We start from the raw sequence: 24,257 nt of genomic DNA, 5'->3' as shown, positions 1-24,257 counted from the left end.
TTCCGAACACAGAAGTTAAGCTCTTTAGCGCCGATGGTACTTGGTGGGAAGCTGCCTGGGAGAGTAGGACGTAGCCGCGTAGTCTTTTTTAATTTATAAAAAATAGGATACTAATGTATCCTATTTTTTATTGTTTAAAAGCTTTGCGTGCACAACAGTTCTTGCATCATCAAATTCATAACTACAAGTAGATAAAGTTATAATTTTATCATTTGAATTAACTTTAATATTAGATTTAAATAAAGATTTATTTTTTATATTATTTATATAATTTTTAAATTCATTTAGATTATTAAAATTAGTTATTAAATAATCATACTTAGAATCTGTAGTATAAACAGAAAATACTTCATAAATATATTCCTTATTATCTTTAAAAACTCTAATTTTGTTATTTTTATCAAAAAAATCTTTATCTTTAAATTTTAATAAGTTATTAAACATTGTTTTATTTCTCATATTATGCCCATATAAAATTATATTTTTAGATTTTGCATTATCTCTGTAGTCCATAAATATACATCCAGAATCGCTAGGTTTGTTATAAAAATCATATTTTAAGTAATGATCATTGTTAGTTGTTTGTACAACTGGATAATCTATATTAGTTTTATCTACTTTTATCCAAAATTTAAAATTAGAATTTAGCTCAGATAACGATTTAGATGTAATTAATTGATTATTATTATCTTTGGATTCTAATTTATAATTTTCGTATTCAGATTTAACTTTATCATATGTTTCACTAGCTTTTTTATAGGATGAAAATTTTGTGTATATACTAAAACTACTGTAAATAAGAATTAATACTAAGATTAAATTTATAAAAACTTTAAAAATTTTTTTCAAAATAAAAAACCTCCTATATAATATATTTTATATAAATCTTATTAAATATGGAATATACTATATATAGATAGATATGATTTATATTCGACAAAAAATGACAGACAAAATTTATAAAATAGTGTAAAATACTATAGTTAAAAAATATACCAATATATAGGAAAGAGGTATTAAGATGAAAACGACTGTAAAGAAGGCTATCATACCAGCAGCTGGTTTAGGTACTAGATTTTTACCAGCAACGAAATCACAACCAAAAGAGATGCTTCCTATAGTGGATAAACCGACACTACAATATATAATAGAGGAAGCTATAAATTCAGGAATAGAAGAAATTCTTATAATAACAGGTAGAAATAAAAAATCTATAGAAGATCACTTTGATAAATCTGTGGAATTAGAACTTGAATTAGAGCATAAAGGTAAAAAGGAAATGTTAGAAATGGTTCAAGAAATATCTAATATGGTAAATATACATTATATAAGACAAAAGGAACCTAAAGGATTAGGGCATGCAATTCATTGTGCTAAAAGTTTTATAGGAGATGAGCCATTTGCAGTACTTTTAGGGGATGACATAGTTGATTCAGAAACTCCATGTTTAAAGCAATTAATAAATGCTTATGATGAATATAAAACAAGTATATTAGGAGTGCAAGAGGTAGAAAAAGAAAATACTGATAAATATGGAATTTTAGATTGCAAATATATAGAAGATAGAGTTTATAAAGTTAAAGATATGGTTGAAAAACCAAGTATAGAGGAAGCTCCATCAAATATAGCAATATTAGGAAGATATATAATAACTCCTGCTATATTTGAAATTTTAGAAAAACAAGAACCTGGAAAAGGTGGAGAAATACAACTTACAGATGCTCTTAAAACTTTAGCACAACATGAGGCTATATATGCATACAACTTTGAAGGTAGAAGATATGACGTAGGTGATAAATTAGGATTTTTAGAAGCTACTATAGATTTTGCATTAAAAAGAGATAATTTAAAAGATGGACTAATAGATTATATGCAAAGTATAGTTGAAAGTGGTAAAATAGATAAATAATTTATATTAAAATAAAAAATGGAAAGAGGCGATTTTATGTCAGTTTTAGTAACTGGTGGAGTTGGATATATAGGTAGTCACACTGCTATAGAACTTATAGAAGCAGGTAGAGATGTAGTTATAGTTGATAACTTATCAAATAGCAATATAATAGTTCTTGATAGAATTGAAGAGCTAACAGGAGTTAGACCAAAGTTTTATCAATTAGATGTGCAAGATAGAGAAAAATTAGAAATTGTATTTAAAGAAAATAATATAGATTCAGTAATACATTTTGCAGCATCTAAGGCAGTTGGAGAATCAGTAGAAAAGCCACTTGAGTACTATTCAAATAATCTAATAAATACATTAGTATTACTTGAAACTATGAGAAAATATAATGTTAAAAACTTTGTATTTAGTTCATCTGCGACAGTATATGGAGATCCAGAAACTTGTCCAATTTTAGAAGATTTTCCTTTATCAGCTACAAATCCTTATGGAAGAACAAAGCTTATGATAGAAGATATGTTAAGGGATATATGTAAAGCAGATAAATCTTTAAATGTTGCAATACTAAGATACTTTAATCCAGTTGGGGCTCATAAGAGTGGAAGAATTGGTGAGGAACCAAATGGAATTCCAAATAATCTAATGCCTTATATAACAAAGGTTGCAATTGGGCAGTTAAAAGAATTAAGTATATTTGGAAATGATTATGATACTCCAGATGGAACTGGCGTAAGAGATTATATACATGTCGTAGATTTAGCTAAAGGACATGCAAAAGCACTGGATAAACTAGATGATATGCCAGGTTTAGTAACATATAACTTAGGTACAGGAAATGGATATAGCGTTTTAGAAATGGTAAAAGCTTTTAGCAAGGCGAGTAATAAAGAAATACCATATAAAATAGTAGGTAGAAGACCAGGGGATATAGCTATGTGTTATGCAAATCCAGCTAAAGCAAAAATTGAATTAGGATGGGAAGCTAAATACAAATTAGATGAAATGTGTGAAGATTCTTGGAGATGGCAAAGTTCAAATCCAAACGGATATGAAAAATAAAATTGACATTATAAATATAATGTGATAATATATCTACACTAGAAAAACAAATATTGAGTAGATCAGATAATCGCGGGTGACATTCGTTACACGAGGAAAGTCGGAGCTCCATAGAGCAGGGTGCTAGGTAACGCCTAGTGAGAGTGATCTTAAGGAAAGTGCAACAGAAAATAACCGCCACTTTTATGTGGTAAGGATGAAAAGGTGAGGTAAGAGCTCACCAGCAATTAGGTGACTAGTTGGCTGTGTAAACCCCACCTGGAGCAAGGCCAAGTTAGGGTTAAAAGAGTATTGCTCGTACTCTCCGGTTGGTAGGCCGCTTGAACTTATTGGTGACAATAAGTCTAGAAAGATGATTATCTAATACAGAACTCCGCTTATAGATTTGCTCAACTTATTTAAAAGCAAAACACTAGATTATTTCTAGTGTTTTTTTATGTATAAATATTTCAAAAAGGATACAAGTAAATATATATTGTAGAAAATATTAGCAATATATAGTAAAATAATTAAGAAATATAAAGTAAGGGATAAAGAGATTATAAAAGGAGATTAATTAAGTATGAAATATAAAGAATTATATAATGAGTGGACTACAAATTTATACTTTGATGAAAATACAAGAAATGAACTTATATCTATAAAAGATAATGAGGATGAAATAAAAGAAAGGTTCTACAAAAACTTAGAATTTGGGACAGCTGGATTAAGGGGTATAATAGGTGCGGGGACTAATAGAATAAATGACTATACTGTAGCGAGGGCTACTTTTGGCCTTGCTAACTATATAATCAATAATGTTGGAGAAGAAGGGAAAGAAAGAGGAGTTGTTATAGCTCATGATAGTAGATATAAATCTAGGGAATTTTGCTTACAGACAGCAAATACTTTAGCTGCATGTGGTATAAAAGCATATATATTTGATGGATTAAGAACAACTCCGGAGCTTTCATTTGCAGTTAGAAGTTTAAATTGTATAGCTGGAGTTGTAATAACTGCTAGTCATAACCCACCTGAATATAACGGATATAAGGTATATTGGGAAGATGGAGCTCAAGTAATGCCAGATATAGCACAAAAAATAACTGAAGAAGTTAATAAAATAGAAGACTATAGTAAAATACCAACTATAAAAGAAAATCAAAAGAACTTAATAACTATGTTAGGAAATGATCAAGATACAGAGTTTATAGAAGCTGTAAAAAAACAATTTATAGGGAAAGATATAGTTAGTAAAATCGGTAAAAAATTTAAAATAGTATATACACCTCTTTGTGGGACTGGAAATGTTCCGATACAAAGAGTTTTAAGTGAAGTTGGATTTGAGAATGTATTAGTAGTCAAGGAAGAGGAGAATCCAGACCCTAATTTTGCGGGAATAAACTACCCAAATCCAGAAGACAAAAAAGCTTTAGTTAGAGGTATTGATTTAGCTAAAAAAGAAGGTGCGGATTTAGTTATAGCTACAGATCCAGATTGTGATAGAGTTGGTTTAGCGGTAAAAACTAAACATGGAGAGTATGAGTTACTAACAGGTAATCAAATTGGAGCTTTATTAGTTAATTATGTTCTAAGCAACCTAAAAAATAAAAATGAACTACCTAAAAATGCTACTATAATAAAAACTATAGTTACTTCTGAATTTGGAGCTAAGGTAGCGGAAAGCTATGGAGTAGATTGTTTAAATGTTTTAACTGGATTTAAATTTATAGGAGATAAAATAAAGGCTTTTGAAAAAACAAATGAAAAAGCATTCATAATTGGATACGAAGAGAGTTATGGTTATTTAGTAGGGACTCATGCAAGAGATAAAGATGGTGTTGTAGCATCTATGTTAATTTCAGACATGGCAGCATATTATTATGATAAAGGTATGAGTTTATATGAAGGACTTATAGAACTTTATGATAAGGTAGGATACTTTAAAGAAGATATGATATCTCTTACTTTAAGTGGTATATCTGGACTTGAAAAGATAAAAGAAATAATGGAGTATTTTAGAAATAATGGACTTGAGCAAATAGGATGTTTAAAAGTTATAGAAACTAAGGATTATAACGAAGGAATAGATGGATTACCTAAATCTAATGTCCTTAAGTTTATATTAGAAGATGGATCTTGGGTTGCAGCTAGACCATCTGGAACTGAACCAAAATTGAAGTTTTATATTGGAACTTATGGAACATCTAATAAAAATGTAGGAGATAAATGTAAAAGTATAAAAGATATACTAGTAGAAAAAATAAATAAATTGATATAAAGAAACAAAAATATAAAAATGATTCTTATATTTTTATAAGAATCATTTTTATTATAGAATAAATACTTTAAATTTAAAGGGCAAAGGTGATTATAAAGTGAAAGTAGCTTATTGTGTGCAATGTCATAAAAATTCAAAAATATTAAGAGAATTTATTAGGGTTTTTTATAATAAAAATGATATTTATATTCATGTTGATAAAAAAGCAAATATAGATGATTTTAAAGAATACAAATCAAAGGTAACATTTGTAGATGATAGAGTTAATGTTACATGGGCAGGTGTAAGTCAGATAAAATCTACAATAAATACTTTAAAATTAGTAGATAAAAAAAAATATGATTATGTATTTTTAGTATCAGGTGATTGTTTACCGTTAAAGAGTGATAAAAATATTAAAGAATTTTTAAAGAATAGAAAAGGCAAAGAGTTTATTGGAATAGAAAAGGACTTTGATCAAATATTGGTTGATGATAGAGTGAAATATAAGTATCCTCATATATATTATAAAAAAGATAAAACAAAATTAGATAAATTATACATTTTAATAAGAGAAAAGTTTAATTTAAATAAAAAAAATGAATACTTTAAAGAATTACCAAAATTATACAAAGGATGCAATTGGTTTGGATTAACAGGTGAAGCTTGTTCATATGTACTTAAATATATAGATGAAAACAAGAATTACTTAAAAGCTTTTAAAAATTCTATTTATGGAGATGAAGTTTTTTTTCAAACAATAATTATGAATTCTAAATATAAAGAAAAAATATATAATTATGAAATAGAAGACGATGATAATAAAATGGCATTAAGATATATAGATTGGGAAACTGGTCCAGAATTCCCAAAAATTTTAAACGAAAAAGATTTTGATAAAATTAAAAAATCACAATGTATTATTGGTAGAAAATTCGATGATGATTTAAATATAGATAAATATAGGGAAACCTTTAAAATATATGAATTATAATAAAAGTCTCAAGTTAAATTTTAATATAATAATATTATAAATTAAAAAGGCATATTAAAATTAAAAAATTTAAGCTAAAAATTTAAATTTAAAATGCTAAATTTTATATATAGTATTTACAGATATATAGCATATTATAATAATATGCTATTGTATTTGATGCAATGTTGGAAGTTGTCTAAACCCTTGATAATATAGTTAATCTTAATTATAATAATAAGGATAGAATTTTATTCAAGGAGGTAAATATATGCAAACATCTTTAGATACAGAGATAAAAAGCAATAATAATGTAGAAATTAATAAAGATAAAATTAATAATAAAAAGTATTTATATGAAATATTAAAAAGAATATTAGATATAATATCTTCTTTATTAGGATTAATAGTAGCTATACCTATAATATTAGTTATTGCAATTATAATCAAAATAGAAGATAATGGACCTGTTTTTTATAGTCAACAAAGACTTGGAAAAGATGAAAAAAGTTTTTTTGTATATAAATTAAGGTCTATGAAAGTTGATGCAGAAAAATATGGAGGGGTACAGTGGGCACAAAAGGATGACCCTAGAATAACTAAAATAGGTAAATTTATTAGAAAAACTAGAATAGATGAAATACCTCAATTATTTAATATACTTAAAGGGGATATGAGCTTAATTGGTCCACGACCAGAAAGACCAGAATTAACATATAAGTTTAATAAGGAAATACCAGGTTTCATAGATAGATTAGTTATAAAGCCTGGATTGACTGGGTTAGCTCAAGTTAATGGAGGCTATGATATAAGTCCTGAAGAAAAGTTAAAATGGGATATAATATATATAAAAAATAGAAATATATTTTTAGATATTAGTATAATATTTAAGACAATAGGTGTCGTATTTACAGGAGAAGGTGCAAGATAAAATTTTAATGTTTATGATGCAAATTAACTTCAACTAATTTAATTAGTTGAAGTTAATATTGTATTAATGAAAAAATTTAGGAATGGATTAAATAGTTGACTTTATTAAAACAAAATACTTTAGAGAGGAGTATACTATGAAGATACAATTAAACAGTATCAGTGAATATATAAAACAAGATTGGAAGAAAAATATGTTGGTTGCTATATTTATAATAGTGTTAGTATCTATATATTCATTGATTATACCAACTCAATATATGAATATGATTAGTATAGATGTAAATTATTCTGGAAAACATGTAACCGATGAAAATAAAAAAGTTTTAGAATGGGAATTTGCTGAAAATATAAAAAATACAATTAATCAAACTTCAAAACATAAATCTTTGGGAATAAATGCTACATATGAAAACTACACTAATATAGTTAGCTTATATACAAAAGGATCAAATTCAAAAAATAATAACTTTAAGTTAAAAGAACAATGTAAAATGATTCAAAGAAAATATAAAGATGAAGATATTAGTATAAGGTTAATAAATAATCAAATCATACAAACTCCTAAAATAATGCAGAATTTCATAATATCTATATTAATAGTATTAACTGTTATTATTTTGAGTTTTTTAATAAAATATAATCAAAAAGAGGTTAATTAGATGAAAAAATTTATAGTATCAAATAACATATTAGATTATTTAATGTATATATTTTATGCAATTATACCTATATATTTTATGCAATTCTCTATAGGACCTATATTTAACCCAAAGGTATTATTAGGCTTTGAAATAATTATTTTGATGATATGGATATATAAGGTTTTATTTAAAATAAAGTCAATAAATATGCCTAATTTAAAGTGTAATATATATTTATATGGAATGGTTTTATTTGGATTAATAGCGTCTATATTTGCTTTTTATCCATTGAACAGTGCAATAACAATATGTATTATAGGTATTGGAATAGTTTACTATATTATGCTTTTTGATAGTATGTATTATGACTATGAATATAGTAAATTAAGTATATATTTAAATATAAACAATATAACATGTATGATATTACTTTTAGTTCAAGTCATATTTTATATTGTGGGAACATTAAAGATAGGTAAAGTAGAACTAAGTGGATTTTATTATGATTATACAGGAGGCATGATAACTTCATTATTCGCAAATCCAAATACATTTGCTATGTACTTAAGTATCGGATTGTATAGTAATATGTTACTTATAAATATAAAAAGAGGAAAAAAACATGTAAACATTATAAATATATTAATATTAATGGTAGCTATTATACTTTCGGGTTCCAGAACAGCATTAATATCAACTGTATTAGTTATAGGATTATATTTAATATTTATTAATAATATATTAAAAAAAGTTATATACATCTTAGAAAAAAATAAAAAACTTGTTATATGTTTATCAGTTGGAGTGATTATATTAATGGTAGTTTTATTAACTAAAATAGATATAAGTAATATACCTCTAATGGAAAAGTTTTCAGGAGGATCTAGAGGAAGAGTCGAAAAATGGATAGGTGTGTTAGATTTAATAAAAGATAATAACATTATATTTGGCGTTGGAAATATTGATAATATTATGGATCCTTATTATATAGGATTGTCACAAACACATAATGCATATGTAAATCTTGCCCTAAGAGGAGGAATAGGGTTATTAACTATATTTAGTATATATATAGTTAAGACTTTTATCTATGTACATATAAGTATAAAAAAATTAGATATTTCTAAATCAAAACTATTAAAAACTATGATTATAATTATAGTAGGATTACTTATAACCCAAATGTTTGAAATGGGAATAATATTTACAAATGTAACTTATTTTGGATCAATTTTTTTTATGTTAATAATGGCATATATATATATAATTATAGACAAACCTAATGAAATATAAAGTGAGGGATAATAGATTGAAAAATATAAAAATTAGTATTATAGTACCTGTATATAACGTGAAACCGTACTTAAATAAATGTATGGATACATTAGTAAATCAAACACTAAATGAGATAGAAATAATTGTTGTGAATGATGGGAGTACAGATGGATCTATAGATATTATTAAAAAATATAAAGAAAAATATCCAAATAAAATAGTTGTCATAGACAAGGAAAATGAAGGTGTCGGAGAAGCTAGAAATAGCGGTATTAAAATAGCTAAAGGAGAATACTTAGGATTTGTAGATTCTGATGATTATATTGAAACAAATATGTTTGAAGTTTTATATAAAAATGCTAAAGATAAAAACTCTGATATAGCTATATGTCAATTTAAAAATGTAGATGAAAATTATAATCTATTAGACACCGAAAATATATACTTAAAGCCAAATATAAAAACTAGTGAAGATTTAGATCAATTAATAAAAATAAATCCTGCTCCTTGGAATAAAATTTATAAAAAAGAGTTGTTTATAAAAAATGATGTATATTTTACTAAGTATTGGTTTGAAGATTTAGAGGCAATAACTAAAGTATTATTGTCCAGCGAAAGAATATCATTTGTTGATCAAAAGTTATATTGTTATCTATATAGAAGATCAACATCATCAAGTAACATAATAAAAAAAGATAAAATATATGATATATTTAATATATTCGACTCAATAATTTTATATCTTAAAAATAAAAATAAATACAACTTATATAAAGAAGTTATAGAATTTTATTTTATAAAACATATAACTTCATACTTAATACAAATTAAATCTCTTGACAATGAGGATTATAATAACGTATCAAATAAAGTTAAAAATTATTTAAATACTAATTTTAAAGATTGGAAGAATAATAAATACCTTAGCCAATTGTGGATTGATAAAAATAAAACTGGTAAGATAGTCACAAAGATTCAGTTAACATTTTATAAAATAGGAATGATAAGTCAATTTAAAACTCTATTTAATATGTTAAAAAAATAAGACATAGGGGTGCTATATGAAAAGAATATTATTTGTTATTCAGACACTTGGAGGCGGAGGAGCTGAAAAAGTTTTATTAAATTTACTAGATAATATAAATTATGATAAATATAAAATAGATTTATTAACTATTAGTGACGAAGGAGTATACAAAAATAAGATAAATCCTAATGTAGAAAAATTTCACATATTCAAAGGAACTGACAGTATTGAGAGTAAACTTTCTCAAAATATATATAAGTTATATCGAAGAATATATATGAAAATGATAGAAATAAAACCAAATATTATAAATAAAAAGATTAAAAATAGAAAATATGATATAGAAATATCTTTTTTAGAAGGATTAGGAGCTATTATTGTTGCCAATAGAGATTGTGATAAAAAAATATCTTGGATTCATACTGATTTAAGTAAATATGAAAGTATAATATCAAAAGAAAAACTTGAAGAGTCTTATAGTAAAATGGATAAGATATTATTTGTGTCAGAAGAAGCTAAAAAAGGATTTTTGAAAGTTTTTCCAATATTTGAAGCTAAAAATGATATATTAGATGTAATATATAACCCAATAGATGAAGAACAAATTAAATTAAGAGCTAAAGAACAAATAAATTATAATAAAAAAGCTATTACATTAATAGCTATCGGAAGATTAATAAAGTCTAAAAGAATAGATAGACTAGTTAAGATACATAAAAGGTTATTAGATGAGGGAATAAAACATGAGTTTGTAATTCTAGGAGAAGGTCAAGAAAAAAAACAACTAGATGCATTGATAAATGAACTGGAGGTAGCTGATACTTTTAAGCTTATTGGGTTTACCGATAATCCATATAAATGGATAAATATGGCCGACATATATACTATGAGCTCTGAGTATGAAGGGTTACCTTTAGTAATAGCTGAAGCTATGACTTTGAATAAACCTATAGTATCTACTGGGGTTACAGGTCCTAATGAAATGCTTCATTTTGGCGAATATGGAATGCTTACTGAAAACAACATTGATAGTTTATATGATGGAATAAAGGAAATGATTTTAAACGAAAATTTAAGAAATCAATATATAGATAAGCTTAAGTGCAAAAAAAGCGAATTTGATAAACATGAAATAATAAATAAAATAGAGCATATGCTAGATAATTTATAAAATACCAAAAAGTGTAGGCACTGTACTACACTTTTTGATTTATATGAATTATAACATTAGGAGGAAGAAAATGAACAACCAAATGGATAGTTTAATATCTATCGTAACGCCTGTATATAATGCTGAAAAATTTTTAGAAGAGACTATTTTAAGCGTTCTTAATCAAACTTATACAAACTTTGAACTTATATTAGTAAACGATTGTTCTAAAGATAATTCAATGCGAATAATTAATAGATTAATGAAAGACGACCCTAGGATAAAGTGCATAGATTTAAAAGTAAATGGTGGGGCAGCTAAAGCAAGGAACATAGGTATAAAGGCAGCTAATGGAAAGTACTTGGCTTTTATAGATAGTGATGATTTGTGGAAAAAAGAAAAATTAGAAACGCAAATTAAATTTATGAAAGAGAATAACATAGTTTTTTCATATACTGGATATGACATGATAAATGAAGAAGGTCAAGAACTTGGAAAAACAATAAAATGCAAGAAAATAGTTAGCTATAATGAATTACTTAAGTATAATATAATTGGATGCTTAACTGTAATGATAGATATTTCTGTTATAAAAAATTTATCTATGGAATGTATAAATCATGAAGATTATGCAACTTGGCTTAAAATATTAAGACAAGGTTATAAAGCATATGGAATTAATGAATCATTAGCATTATATAGAAAAAGAGAAAATTCATTATCAGGAAATAAGGTTAAATCGGCAAAGTGGACATGGAATATAATAAGAAATGTAGAAAAAACATCGTTAATAAAATCTATCTTTTATTTTAATATATATGCATTTATAAATTTAAAAAAACATTTTATGAAATAATATGAAGGGAATTTAAAATATGAAATTTAGTCTTTTACTACCAACTCTAGGAACGAGAGAAAATGAGATAAAAAACTTGCTTGATAGCTTAAAAAAACAAACATACAAAAACTTTGAATTGATAATTGTATCTCAAGGAAATCATAAGTTTATAGATGAAACCTTAAAGAACTATAAATTTGACTATAAGCATATAACTATGAATGAAAAGGGAATTTCAAAGGCAAGAAATAGGGGAATACCGCATATAACAGGGGATATAATGACATTAGCTGATGATGATGGTTGGTATGATGAAAAAGCATTTGAAACAGTCAAAAAGTATATTGAAGAGTATGATCCAGATATAGCTTGTTTTAAACATTATGATCCGGATAAAAAAGAGTTTCCTAAAAAGTACCCAGAAAAAGAAATATTAAATTTCTCAAAATCAAATGTATTAAGGCAATCATCTTTTGATGTTTATGTAAATATTAAAAATGTTTCCGATTATAAGATTGGATTTGATGAAAGATTTGGGGTAGGAGGAACTTATAATTCAGGAGAGGAGAATATTTACTTAATGGATCTATATAACTTAGGATATAAGAAAATGTGTTTTTTCCCAGAAGTAATAGCATATCATCCAAATAAAGACTGTAATTACCTAGATGAAAAATCTTTTATGGCAAAAGGGCCTTTATTTAGGAGATTATTTGGATTTGTATCTGGATTTCCACTTTTTATAGCTTTTGGATTAAAGAAAAGCAGACAAATAGATAGTTTTTGGCGTGTATATTTTAAATCTATAAATGAATTTATAAAGTTTAAATAAAAAATAACGATAATATTAGATATATCTAATATTATCGTTATTTTTTATTTAAACATAAGATTTAAAATAATTTATTTATTACAATATACGATATATGGTAATATAATATATAGAAAATATTTTAGAAAATGTAAAAATTTAGAATTGGGAGGCGGATTAATGAGAAAAAGGAAAAAATTAATAAAAAAAATGCTTATATTAAATGTAATATGTACTATGACTCTTTTATCTAGTGTTACAATCGCTAATGCAAGTAACAGTACGGAAGGTGAGTTAAAATCTATTATACAAAATTATAATCAAAAAGATGTAATAGTAGAAGATGGAATATCCTTACACATCGGTGAAACAAAAGATTTATCACAACATCCCGATTGGAACCTATCAAATAACTCAGTAGTATCTATAGATAAAAATGGTCAATTAAAGGCTATAGGAAGTGGAACGGTATTTATAAGTCAAAAATTAGGTAATAAGTTACATGTAATTGAAATTTATGTTCCGGATAGCTCACCCAGATATTATAGTTTTTATAAAGCAGAGCCTAAAAGTAGAAATTATTATAAGGTGTTTATAGATCCAGGACACGGAGGAGATGACTCAGGAGCACCTGGGCTTGGTAGTAAAAATGAAGATGATTTAAATTTAGAAGTTGCAATGAAAGTAAAGAAAAAATTAGAAGCTAAAAATATAGATGTAAAAATGAGTAGAGAATCAGATGAGTTTATAAAGTTAGGTGAAAGGGCTAATATGGCAAATCAATACGGAGCTGATGTATTTGTATCTATACACCAAAACTCTGCTGATGCAGAAAGTGCACATGGAATTGAAACATATTACCATCCAAACAAAGGCATGTATGAGCCACTTGCAAAAGATATACAAGATAATGCTATTAATCAAACAGGAGCAAGAAATAGAGGAGTCAAAAGTTCTAATTTAGCTGTACTTAGAGAATCAAATATGCCATCGTCTCTATTTGAAAGTGGATTTGTATCGAATCTACAAGAGTACCAAAAATTGATAAATCCATCATATCAAGATAAGCTTGCAACAGGAATTGTAGAGGGAATTGAGACATATCTAAAAAATAATATACAGTTAGATGGACAAGATTTACCAGTAATTAACACAGGAGTAGTTACAACAGATGGGCTTAATGTAAGATCTGGTGTTGGAACATCTTATCCTGTGATAGGAACATTATCTAATGGAAATAAAGTCGACATAGTGGAAACTATAGATGGATGGCATAAAATAAAATATAGAGGATCGTATGGGTATGTATCAGGAAAATATATTCAAATAGATTCAAAAACAACTTTTAATGATATAGATGGTCATTGGGCTAAAAATGCAATTATTGATTTTGCAACTAAGGGGTACATAAATGGTTATGGAGACGGTACTTTTAAGCCAGATAATTCAATAACAAGAGCAGAATTTGTTAAAATTTTAAATAAGGCATTTGGATATACAAATGTAGGAAAAGAGAATTTTTCTGATGTTAATCCTTCAGATTGGTATTACAATGATATCTGCATAGGAGTTAATGCTGGATATATAAATGGATATGAAGATAATACTTTTAAACCAGATAAACAAATAACTAGAGAAGAAGCGTCAAAAATAATAGCAACAGCTCTAAATTTAAATGGGGATGGAAAGCTAAATTTTAAAGATAGTTCAGAAATTTCTAATTGGGCAAAGCCATATGTGGATGCGTTAAGTGATAATAACATAATAAATGGTTATGAAGATAATACATTTAGACCTCATAACAATATGACTAGAGCAGAAAATGTTACAATATTAAGCAGAGCTAAACATTAAAAGCTATAAAAGTAAAAAAGTACCCTATAAATTAGGGAACTTTTTTATTTTCATTTTAAATTAGGGAGATTGACTAGATGAAAAAGACAATAATTACAATCATAACATGTGCTTTATTTTTATTGGGCATAAATACTAATGTTTATGCCGCAAATAATGATGTAAAAGCGGCTTGGATTACAACTGTATACAATGCTGACTGGCCTAAAGTACAAAATAATGTTGTTAAGCAAAAAAATGAAATGATAAATATACTAGATAACTTGAAGGATACAGGAATAAATACTATTATGTTCCAAGTTAGATTAAAAGGAGATGCTTTATATAAATCTGATATAAATCCATGGTCTGATGTTCTAACAGGAATTCAAGGAAAGGATCCTGGTTATGATCCATTAGAATTTGTTATACAAGAAGCTCATAAAAGAGGTATGAAAGTACATGCATGGTTAAATCCATATAGAGTTACAACATCAGGTACAGATTTAAATAAACTCAGTAATAAGAGTCCAGCAAAACAACATCCAGATTGGACTTTAGCAAATGAAGGTAGATTATACTACAATCCTGAAATGCAACAAGTTAAACAACATATATATGATACTGTAGGAGAGATTGTAAAAAATTATAATATAGATGGAATTCATTTTGATGATTATTTTTATCCAGAAAACTATCCACTTCCAGCAGGTGAGGGTAGGGATGGAAAGGTAGCAAACAATAGAAGAAATCATATAAATGAAATGATATTAGGTGTAAAAAGAACTATAAAGAATATTAATCCAAATGTTAAATTTGGAGTCAGTCCAAGTGGTATATGGAAAAATAAAGATAGTGATCCAATGGGATCAGATACAAATGGAAAAGAAAGTTATTACTCTGATTACGCAGATACCTTAACTTGGATAAATAATAATTACATAGATTATATAGTTCCACAGATATATTGGAATATAGGTCATGATAAAGCGGATTACTCTAAATTGATCAATTGGTGGGCAAATAAATTAGATGGTAAAGGTGTAGATTTATATATAGGACATGGTATATATAAACCTGAAATAGCAAATGAAATTGATACACAAATAAATTTAAATAAACAGTACCCACAAATTAATGGAAGTGTATTTTACTCTACTTCAGATATAATATCTAATAAACAAGGTTGTAGAGATAAAATAAAACAATTATTTAAACAAGAATCTAATTTTACCGATATAAGAGGACATTGGGCAGAAAATTATATAAATGAATTTTACAACAATGGATATATAAATGGATATGAAGATAATACTTTCAAGCCTGAAAATCCAATAACAAGAGCTGAATTTGTAAAAATATTTAATAGAGTGTTTGGACTAACAAGTACTAGTGGAAAAGTTTTTACTGATACTATAAATCATTGGGCAAAAAAAGAAATAGACATAGCTGTAACAAATGGAGTGGCAAATGGAATGTCAGATGACATATTTGCTCCAGATAAACTAATAACAAGAGAAGAAGCTGCTAAAATGCTGGCTAATTATAAAGGTATAGCTGACGCTAATCATGATAAATCTAAAAGATTTAATGACTATAATGACATATCAGATTGGGCAAAAGATTCAGTTGAAGGAGCAATTGAATATGGTTATATAAATGGAATGGGAGATGGAACTTTAGCACCTAAGAATCCTATGAAAAGAGCAGAAGTAGTTGTAATGCTAAACAGAGTTAAATAAAAAACAAGTAAAATAAAAATAGTATTTATAAAATTTAGATTTTATAAATACTATTTTTATTTTATAATTAAAATATTTGTCAAAAAGTGAGTAAACACAGCTTAAAAAGTAAAAATATGTACAAAATAAAATTAAAATGATAAAATATATAGATAATTGACAAAAATAGTATTTTAAAATTAAATAAACAATTAGGAGGATATTTGTGGAAAATAAACTCAAGTTAAAGGCAGAAAATCAAATTAATAACTATAATAAATTAAAAAGATCAATAGATATAATTCTATCTACATTAGGAATAATAATACTATCTCCTGTATTTTTAATAATAAGCATAATTATAAAATTAGAATCAGAAGGACCTATTATATTTAAACAGTTAAGAGCAGGAAAAGATAGTAAACCATTTTATATTTATAAGTTTAGAAGCATGAAAGCGGATGCTCCAAACTTAAGTACAAATGAATTTGAAGATGTAAATCTATTTATTACGAAGATAGGTAAATTTATAAGAAGGACGAGTATAGATGAATTACCACAATTAATTAATATACTCAAAGGAGATATGAGTATAGTTGGACCAAGGCCAGTTATATTAGATGAAAAAGAGTTAATTTTGCTAAGGAAAGAGTATAATATAGACAGTATACTTCCCGGAATTACAGGACTAGCTCAAATAAATGGTCGTGATATTATAGGTACTGAAGAGAAAGTTAAACTAGACTATGAGTACTTAAAAAATAAATCTTTGAATTTAGATGTTAAAATAGTTTTTATAACTATATTTAAAGTTTTAAGAAAATCAGATATAAAAAAAGAAATATAATAAAGAGGCTGTCTTAAATACTATTACTTTAGGACAGCCTCTTTAAAGCAATTAAAATTAATAGTTAGGAGAATTTAGATTAATGAATTCAGTAAAAATATTTGACATACCATTTATGACTTTTAAAAAAAAGGATTTAATTGAAGAAATTTTAAAAAGAGTTAATAAAAATGAAAAAACATATATAGTAACTGCTAATGCTGAAATAGCAATGTATGCAAAACAAAATAAGGATTATGAAAATATTATAAAAAAGGCTAATTATATAGTGCCGGATGGTATAGGTGTTGTAAAAGGAGCAAAGATATTAAATCAATATATTCCAGAGAGAGTACCTGGAATAGAATTGATGGTAGATTTATTAGAGAAAGCAAATGATAATGGATATAGTGTATATTTTTATGGAGCAAGAGAAGAAGTTTTAAATATGATGATTAAAAATTTGCAAGTCAAATTTCCAAAGTTAAATATCATTGGATATAATCATGGCTATGATAATGATGATAATAATAAGATAACAAATGATATAATAAATTTAAAACCAGATTATATATTTGTTGCAAAAGGATATCCTGCTCAAGATTTATGGATAGATAAGGTTATTAATAAAGTTGATAAAGGATGTTTTATTGGAGTTGGAGGAAGCTTTGATGTTTTAGGTGGATTTGTAAAGAGAGCTCCAAAAATATGGATAAAATTGAATTTAGAATGGTTATATAGAATAGCAGGCGATCCTAAAAGGTGGAAAAGATCTATTGCTCTTCCAAAATTTATAATAGAGGTTTTAAAAGAGAAAGCGAGTATAAAAAGAAAGGATACTAAATAAATATGAAAAAAAACTTAAAAGTTGTGTTTGCATTAGTATTTATAATTTCGCTTATTTTAGGAAGTAAAATTCTAATAAATAGAGTAAAAGAAGAAAGTAAAAACAATACGTATGAAATAGGGATAAGCGACAGTTCTATTTCAAGTATGAATGATAGTGAGTTAAAAAATCTTTATAAACAAATGAATCAAGAAGGTGTAAAAAGTATAATTGTTAAAAATGAGTCCTTATATCAGGTTTCAAAATATAGATCACTACAAATTTTAGATTTAGATACTTTTTTAAAGAAAAATGAAAGATACAAAGATACAGATGTATTTAAAGAAAAATCTAAAAATAATATAGTTATAAGCTTAGATAAAAAAGAATTTTTGAAAAATGAATTAGATATTATAGAATCTTACTTATCGAGTTATAAAGTTTTAAACAATAAGGATAAAATGATATTCTACATAGATGAAAAAATGATGATAAATAATAATGGAAAGAAAGTAGAAAATCCAATACTTACAAATCAATTTTTTATAAATGAAAAAAGAGTTAGAGAAATAGAATTAAACAAATTTAACGCAGTTTTAGGAATTGCAAATGTAGAAAATGAAAGAAATCAAAAACTATTACTAAATCAAATAAAATATATGGCTAGAGTATATGGAACTGATCAAGTTCAATTAAGGGGACAATCTTTACTTGGATATCCAAATAATACAAAACATTACTTTGAAGAATTACAAAATGAAAAAATAACAGTGTTCCTTACAGAGTTTCAAAACAGTATAGGGTTAACTACCTACTCTGAATTAAATAAAGGAAATATAACAAGGGCTCATGAAGTTAATGTAAATGAGTTGAATTTAAATAAAAATGAACTTGCAGCAAGAATATCAAGAGCAATAAAAGAAAGAAATATAAGATTTATAGCCATAGGTGATTTTATAAACTATAAAAATAGTGGATCTGTGGAAAGTAGCATAAATGATTTAATGTATTCTATAAAAGAAGCTAAGGAACAAATAGGAAATAAATACAGCATTGGTATAGCTAAGCCGGTACCTATTATGCAGCAACACAATATATCTATAATTTTTATTTGTATGGCATTTGGGGCTCTTTTATCTCTTACTATATTAAGTTTATTTGAAAAAAATTTAAAAGTATCTATTGCTTTATTTTCAATAGTTACATTAGTATCTGTATTTGTAGTAAAAAGTGATATCGATATTTTAATAAAACTATACACTTTTTCAATAGCTATATTTGGAGCATTTTCATCTATAGTTATTCCATATAAGTCAAAGTTAAAATCATTTTTACTTAAATATATCTTGAGTTCATTTATAGCAATATCAGCAGGAGTGATTATAGCTTCAATAATGTATGGAACAGACTATATGCTTAAATTGAAATCATTTTCTGGAGTAAAGTTTTTATATGTGTTGCCACCTGTGCTAATAACTATATGGGTTGTTTTAAGTATTAATATGGGACAAATAAAAAATTTAAAATCATTAAAATCTATAAAGTATGAAATTATAAAAAAATTTAAGAAGTTGAGATTATATCACTTAGTGATAGGAATATGTATATTAGCAGCAATATATATATATGTAAGTAGAAGCGGTAATGGAGGAAATGCTAGTGAATTTGAATTGAAAATTCGAGCATTTATGGAAAAGATATTATATGTAAGACCTAGGACAAAAGAATTTTTAATCGGTTATCCTGCTTTATTTATATCTTACTATTTATATAATAAAAATAAAAAAATTTCTCAATATATATTAATACTTGGATCTATTGCTACAATGTCTACTGTAAATACATTTACCCATTTACATACGCCATTTTTATATTCACTATTAAGAACTATGTATGGAGTTGCCTTTGGAGCAATTATAGGGGTATTATATATTTTCCTACTTAATGTACTCATTAAGTTTATATATAATAAAAAGAGAATCTAAGAAGGAGAAAATTTATGAGGATATTAATTTCTGGATATTATGGTTTTAACAATGCAGGAGATGAAGCAATATTAAAGTCTATAATTATAGCTTTAAGAGACGTTAATCCAACTATAGACATAGTAGTTTTATCTAATGATGTTGAGCACACAAAAAAAACCTATAATGTAGATGCTATAAATCGATGGAATATATTTAAGATATATAGTGAATTAAGAAAAAGTGATGGATTAATTAGTGGAGGTGGGAGCTTATTACAAGATGTAACAAGTTCTAGGCCTATACTATACTATACAACTATAATTAGACTAGCTAAATTAGCTAAAAAACCTACCTTCATATATGCTCAAGGAGTAGGACCTATAAATAAAGAGAAAAGTAAAAAAATAATAAATAAAGTTTTAAATAATGTTGAATATATCACTCTTAGAGATAATGAGTCACTAAAATTATTGAATGAAATAGGCGTAAACAAGCCTATAACTATAGTTCCAGACCCTGTAATGGGATTGAATATAACTAGGTTAAATAAAAATAAAACTAGACAAGAAAAAGATTATATTACAGTAAGTGTAAGAGATTGGGATAAGTGTGATGAAAGCTTTTTAGAGAAAATTGCTATTGTATGTGATAAGATAGTAGAGTCTAATAAAAAAGTTATATTTGTACCTATGCATGGAGAACATGATTATAAAACATCTAAAAAAGTTGTAGATATGATGAAACAAGAGGCTAATATACTAGATCATAAATTAGATATAGAAGATAAGATTTTATATATAAAAGAGTCTAAACTTATGATAGGAATGAGGTTGCATGCATTGATATTTGCAGCAACTGTAAATACTCCAATGATAGGAATATCTTACGATCCTAAAATTGAATCTTTTTTAAAGTTAGTTAAACAGCCATGTATAGGCTCGGTTGAGGAGAAATGGTCTTCAGAAAGTCTATTAAAATTAAGTTTGAATATGATAGAGAACTATGAAACATTAAAAGAAGAATTAAATCAAAACTCAAGTGAATTAATTAAACTATCTAAAAGCACAGCTAATAAGGCAATAGATATTTTAAACAAAAAATATTAAGGCAGTTTACGCATAAACTAAGAGAAGGGAAAATATTAGTGTGAAAAAAATTTTAGGGATATTATCAGTTATAATTGTCATTGTATTAATTGGTATTTTTATTTTAAATAAAGAAAATAAAAATAAAATGATAACTCAATCTGAAGAAAATAAAAATAAAAGTATTATCGTTTTAGGAAGTGAGCCTGAATCTATAACAGCAGCCGTAACAGCTGCTAGGCTTGGGTACCATGTTGATATGATTACACAAGACAATAATTTAGGAGGACTGTTTACTGAAGGAATGCTAACGGCACTAGATTTAAACTATGTTAATGGAGATGAAATACTTCATGAAGGATTTTTTACTGAGTTTTATAATAGTGCAAGTAATGGGCACAATTTAGACCTTAAGAAAACTCAAGAATTTTTTAATGAAGTAGTAAAAAACAATAATATAAGTTTAGTAAAAGGTGTAACAGATATAACACCTATAGTTGACAAAAACAATAATAAAAAGGCAGTTGGAGTTTCTTATAATAAAGATGGTAAAATAAAAGAAGTAAGAGGATCATATATTTTTGATGGGTCATATGAAGCTGAATATACTAGAAAAATGGGTGGAGAATATAGAACAGGAAGAAGCGAGTTTGGACAGCCTAACGAATATGCAGCAGCAGGAGTAATATTTTCTGTAAAAGATGTGAATTGGAATGAAATAAAAAAGGCTCTTAAAAATGATAATGATCCAAACACTGGAGTTACAGGTAATGCCGCATGGGGATTTGCACAGATGTATAAATATATTCCTAAAAATGAATTATTGAAGATGAGAGGGTTAAATATATCTAGACAAGATGATGGAAGTGTAGTTTTAAATGCACTATTAGCTTTTAAAGTTAATCCTTTAGATAAAGAATCTTACAACAAAATAATAGATATATCTAAGCAAGAAGTCCCGCACATAGTGGAATATATGAGAAAAAATCTACCAGGGTTTGAAAATGCTAAGGAAGGTATAATTGCAAAAGAATTATATATAAGAGAAGGTGTTCGAATAGTTGGAGATTATACATTAAATGGATATGATATAATAGCCCACAAAAAATTTAATGATGTTATTGGTTTTGCAAGTTATCCTAGTGATTTACAAACTACATACAAAGAAGGTTATGGAAATGCTATGAATGGGAATAGTATATATGAAATACCTTTATCATCTATGTTACCAAAGAATATTGAAAATGTAGTAGTTTTAGGAAGAAATGCAAGTTTTGATGTTGTTGCACATGGTAGTGCAAGGACTGTACCTGTTTTAATGAATATTGCACAAGGAGCAGTACATGCCGTAGATTATGCTTTAGATAATAATATGAATTTAAGAGATGTTAGAGATAATCATATGGATGAAGTACATAAAGAAATGAAAGAAGTAGGTAAAATGAAATTTTCGGATATGCCTAAAAACCCATATGAAGGGCACTATGCTGAAAAGTATATAAAACATTTGAGGGTAAGAGGTTTATTAGGATCAAAATATAAAGGGTCAATACCTTTAGATGATAAAGCTAATAAGTCTGAAATAAAAAATATTGTAAATTTAATAAAAGAACATAGTAATGTGAAATTTGATGAAAAACAGAATCAATTTATAAACAATATGAGTGATAATATAACAAAACAAGATTTTATAAAATTAGCGTCAATACTATTTAACAAAGATTTTAAATCTTTAAATAATCTAAAAGAGGCAGGAATATTAAATAAAGTCGTTTATGATGAAATCAATAAATCTAAATATATAACAAATGCACAGATATATGTATTATTTAGTGAGTATATAGATTTTATACAGCCTAACTTTAAAGAAGATATAGAAAAACAAAAACTAGATGTTATAGAAAAATAAAAATATAATTAAAAATAAGTATATATTTTCGCATTTAGAATTATATATACTTATTTTATTTATTGATTCATATAGAAGCTGAATCGATATTAATTACAACTTATATAAAACTTAAAAGGAGTAGTATATATGAAAAAAATAAAGGTAATGACTATCTTTGGAACTAGACCTGAGGCTATAAAAATGGCTCCTCTAGTAAAAGAACTAGAGTCAAGAAAAGAAATTGACAGCATAGTTTGCGTAACAGCACAACATAGACAGATGCTAGATCAAGTTTTAGAAACTTTTAATATAACTCCAGATTATGATTTAAATATAATGAAACAAGGCCAATCTCTAGTTGATATAACAACTAGGGCTCTAAAAAGTTTAGATGAAGTTATTAAAAAGGTAATTCCGGATATAGTATTGGTACATGGGGATACGACAACAACATTAGCAGGAAGTTTAGCCGCTTTTTATAATAAGGTATTAGTAGGGCATGTGGAGGCAGGACTTAGAACGTACGATAAATATTCTCCGTATCCAGAAGAAGTAAATAGACAAATAACTGGTATTATTGCAGATATGCATTTTACACCAACCAAATCATCAAAATATAATTTAGTTATAGAGGGTAAAAGTGAAAAAGATATATATATAACAGGAAATACTGCTATAGATGCACTAAAAACGACTATAAAAAAAGATTATTCAAATCCGCTACTTGATAAAATAGAGTCGGATAGAATAATAATGTTAACCGCTCATAGGAGAGAAAACTTAGGGGAGCCAATGAAAAATATGTTTAGAGCTATAAAAAGGATAACTGATGAGTTTTCAGATGTACAAGTTATATATCCAATACATTTAAATCCATTAGTAAGGAAAGTTGCAGATGAGATTTTAGGAGATAATAAAAAAGTTCATATTATAGAGCCTTTAGAAGTATTTGACTTTCATAATTTTTTGAACAAATCATATATAATAATGACAGATAGTGGAGGAATACAAGAGGAAGCTCCATCTTTAGGAAAGCCTGTATTAGTATTGAGGGATACAACAGAGAGACCAGAGGGAATAGAAGCAGGGACTCTTAAATTAGTAGGGACTGATGAGGATAATATTTATAAACTTACTAAGGAGTTATTGATAGATGATGCAATGTATACAAAAATGAGTAAGGCTTCAAATCCATATGGAGATGGGAATTCAAGTAAATATATAGTTGATGCTATTATAAAAAATATAAAATAATAAAAAAT

Annotated in this window: 20 protein-coding genes and 1 other RNA gene; 20 read left to right on the top strand and 1 reads right to left on the bottom strand. The window is 26.3% G+C overall.

Annotated features, from left to right (window positions below; translation table 11 throughout):
• Nucleotides 1–120: 120 nt before the first annotated feature.
• Entirely contained in the window at nt 121–849 is a 729-nt protein-coding gene (gene srtB, locus ATCC9714_RS13990; RefSeq protein ID WP_021121293.1) for a class B sortase, read from the bottom strand.
• A 172-nt stretch (nt 850–1,021) separates the two neighbouring features.
• Between srtB and galU the strand changes: the two genes are divergently transcribed.
• The 20 genes from galU to wecB all read left to right on the top strand — a co-directional run bounded on the left by galU (nt 1,022) and on the right by wecB (nt 24,249).
• Nucleotides 1,022–1,909 carry a UTP--glucose-1-phosphate uridylyltransferase GalU gene (gene galU, locus ATCC9714_RS13985; RefSeq protein ID WP_054631727.1) on the top strand — a complete coding sequence of 296 codons (888 nt, stop codon included), beginning with the start codon at nt 1,022–1,024 and terminating at the stop codon, nt 1,907–1,909.
• A gap of 36 nt (nt 1,910–1,945) precedes the next feature.
• Entirely contained in the window at nt 1,946–2,959 is a 1,014-nt protein-coding gene (gene galE, locus ATCC9714_RS13980) for a UDP-glucose 4-epimerase GalE (protein WP_054631728.1), read from the top strand.
• Nucleotides 2,960–3,013: 54 nt separating this feature from the next.
• Nucleotides 3,014–3,355, top strand: an RNA gene (rnpB, locus tag ATCC9714_RS13975) — RNase P RNA component class A.
• A 166-nt stretch (nt 3,356–3,521) separates the two neighbouring features.
• On the top strand, nt 3,522–5,219 hold the full coding sequence (locus ATCC9714_RS13970; protein WP_057545392.1) for a phospho-sugar mutase: 1,698 nt from the start codon (nt 3,522–3,524) through the stop codon (nt 5,217–5,219).
• A 97-nt stretch (nt 5,220–5,316) separates the two neighbouring features.
• Nucleotides 5,317–6,192: a beta-1,6-N-acetylglucosaminyltransferase gene (locus ATCC9714_RS13965; RefSeq protein WP_057545393.1), complete on the top strand. Its 876-nt coding sequence runs from the start codon at nt 5,317–5,319 to the stop codon at nt 6,190–6,192.
• Between the two features lie 250 nt (nt 6,193–6,442).
• Nucleotides 6,443–7,102 (top strand): sugar transferase, encoded by a 660-nt coding sequence (locus tag ATCC9714_RS13960; protein ID WP_021121307.1) that lies wholly within the window; start codon nt 6,443–6,445, stop codon nt 7,100–7,102.
• Nucleotides 7,103–7,238: 136 nt separating this feature from the next.
• A complete protein-coding gene (locus ATCC9714_RS13955) occupies nt 7,239–7,763 on the top strand; it encodes a hypothetical protein (protein WP_057545394.1) in 525 nt (174 codons plus the stop codon).
• Nucleotides 7,764–9,038, top strand: coding sequence for an O-antigen ligase family protein (locus tag ATCC9714_RS13950; RefSeq protein ID WP_057545395.1), 1,275 nt, complete (start codon nt 7,764–7,766; stop codon nt 9,036–9,038).
• Nucleotides 9,039–9,054: 16 nt separating this feature from the next.
• Nucleotides 9,055–10,065 carry a glycosyltransferase gene (locus tag ATCC9714_RS13945; protein ID WP_057545396.1) on the top strand — a complete coding sequence of 337 codons (1,011 nt, stop codon included), beginning with the start codon at nt 9,055–9,057 and terminating at the stop codon, nt 10,063–10,065.
• A 16-nt stretch (nt 10,066–10,081) separates the two neighbouring features.
• The gene (locus tag ATCC9714_RS13940) at nt 10,082–11,218 is read left to right on the top strand and encodes a glycosyltransferase (RefSeq protein ID WP_057545397.1); all 1,137 of its coding nucleotides are present in this window, start codon (nt 10,082–10,084) and stop codon (nt 11,216–11,218) included.
• 70 nt (nt 11,219–11,288) lie between these two features.
• On the top strand, nt 11,289–12,053 hold the full coding sequence (locus ATCC9714_RS13935) for a glycosyltransferase family 2 protein (RefSeq protein WP_206541467.1): 765 nt from the start codon (nt 11,289–11,291) through the stop codon (nt 12,051–12,053).
• Nucleotides 12,054–12,072: 19 nt separating this feature from the next.
• Nucleotides 12,073–12,867 carry a glycosyltransferase family 2 protein gene (locus tag ATCC9714_RS13930; protein WP_057545398.1) on the top strand — a complete coding sequence of 265 codons (795 nt, stop codon included), beginning with the start codon at nt 12,073–12,075 and terminating at the stop codon, nt 12,865–12,867.
• Nucleotides 12,868–13,026: 159 nt separating this feature from the next.
• Entirely contained in the window at nt 13,027–14,700 is a 1,674-nt protein-coding gene (locus ATCC9714_RS13925; RefSeq protein WP_057545399.1) for an N-acetylmuramoyl-L-alanine amidase, read from the top strand.
• Between the two features lie 77 nt (nt 14,701–14,777).
• Nucleotides 14,778–16,421, top strand: a complete 1,644-nt coding sequence (locus ATCC9714_RS13920; protein ID WP_057545400.1) for a family 10 glycosylhydrolase — start codon at nt 14,778–14,780, stop codon at nt 16,419–16,421.
• A 205-nt stretch (nt 16,422–16,626) separates the two neighbouring features.
• Entirely contained in the window at nt 16,627–17,247 is a 621-nt protein-coding gene (locus tag ATCC9714_RS13915) for a sugar transferase (protein ID WP_243130354.1), read from the top strand.
• Nucleotides 17,248–17,329: 82 nt separating this feature from the next.
• Nucleotides 17,330–18,073: a WecB/TagA/CpsF family glycosyltransferase gene (locus tag ATCC9714_RS13910; RefSeq protein WP_057545401.1), complete on the top strand. Its 744-nt coding sequence runs from the start codon at nt 17,330–17,332 to the stop codon at nt 18,071–18,073.
• Nucleotides 18,074–18,075: 2 nt separating this feature from the next.
• On the top strand, nt 18,076–20,037 hold the full coding sequence (locus tag ATCC9714_RS13905) for a DUF5693 family protein (protein ID WP_057545402.1): 1,962 nt from the start codon (nt 18,076–18,078) through the stop codon (nt 20,035–20,037).
• A 14-nt stretch (nt 20,038–20,051) separates the two neighbouring features.
• Nucleotides 20,052–21,125: a polysaccharide pyruvyl transferase CsaB gene (csaB, locus tag ATCC9714_RS13900; protein ID WP_057545403.1), complete on the top strand. Its 1,074-nt coding sequence runs from the start codon at nt 20,052–20,054 to the stop codon at nt 21,123–21,125.
• 40 nt (nt 21,126–21,165) lie between these two features.
• Nucleotides 21,166–23,013 (top strand): FAD-dependent oxidoreductase, encoded by a 1,848-nt coding sequence (locus ATCC9714_RS13895; RefSeq protein ID WP_057545404.1) that lies wholly within the window; start codon nt 21,166–21,168, stop codon nt 23,011–23,013.
• A gap of 129 nt (nt 23,014–23,142) precedes the next feature.
• Nucleotides 23,143–24,249 carry a non-hydrolyzing UDP-N-acetylglucosamine 2-epimerase gene (gene wecB / locus ATCC9714_RS13890; RefSeq protein WP_057545405.1) on the top strand — a complete coding sequence of 369 codons (1,107 nt, stop codon included), beginning with the start codon at nt 23,143–23,145 and terminating at the stop codon, nt 24,247–24,249.
• The last annotated feature ends 8 nt before the right edge of the window (nt 24,250–24,257 follow it).

The organism is Paraclostridium sordellii (assembly GCF_000953675.1).
GTDB classification, from domain to species: Bacteria; Bacillota; Clostridia; order Peptostreptococcales; family Peptostreptococcaceae; genus Paraclostridium; species Paraclostridium sordellii.
This window is presented reverse-complemented; position numbering and strand designations above follow the sequence as displayed.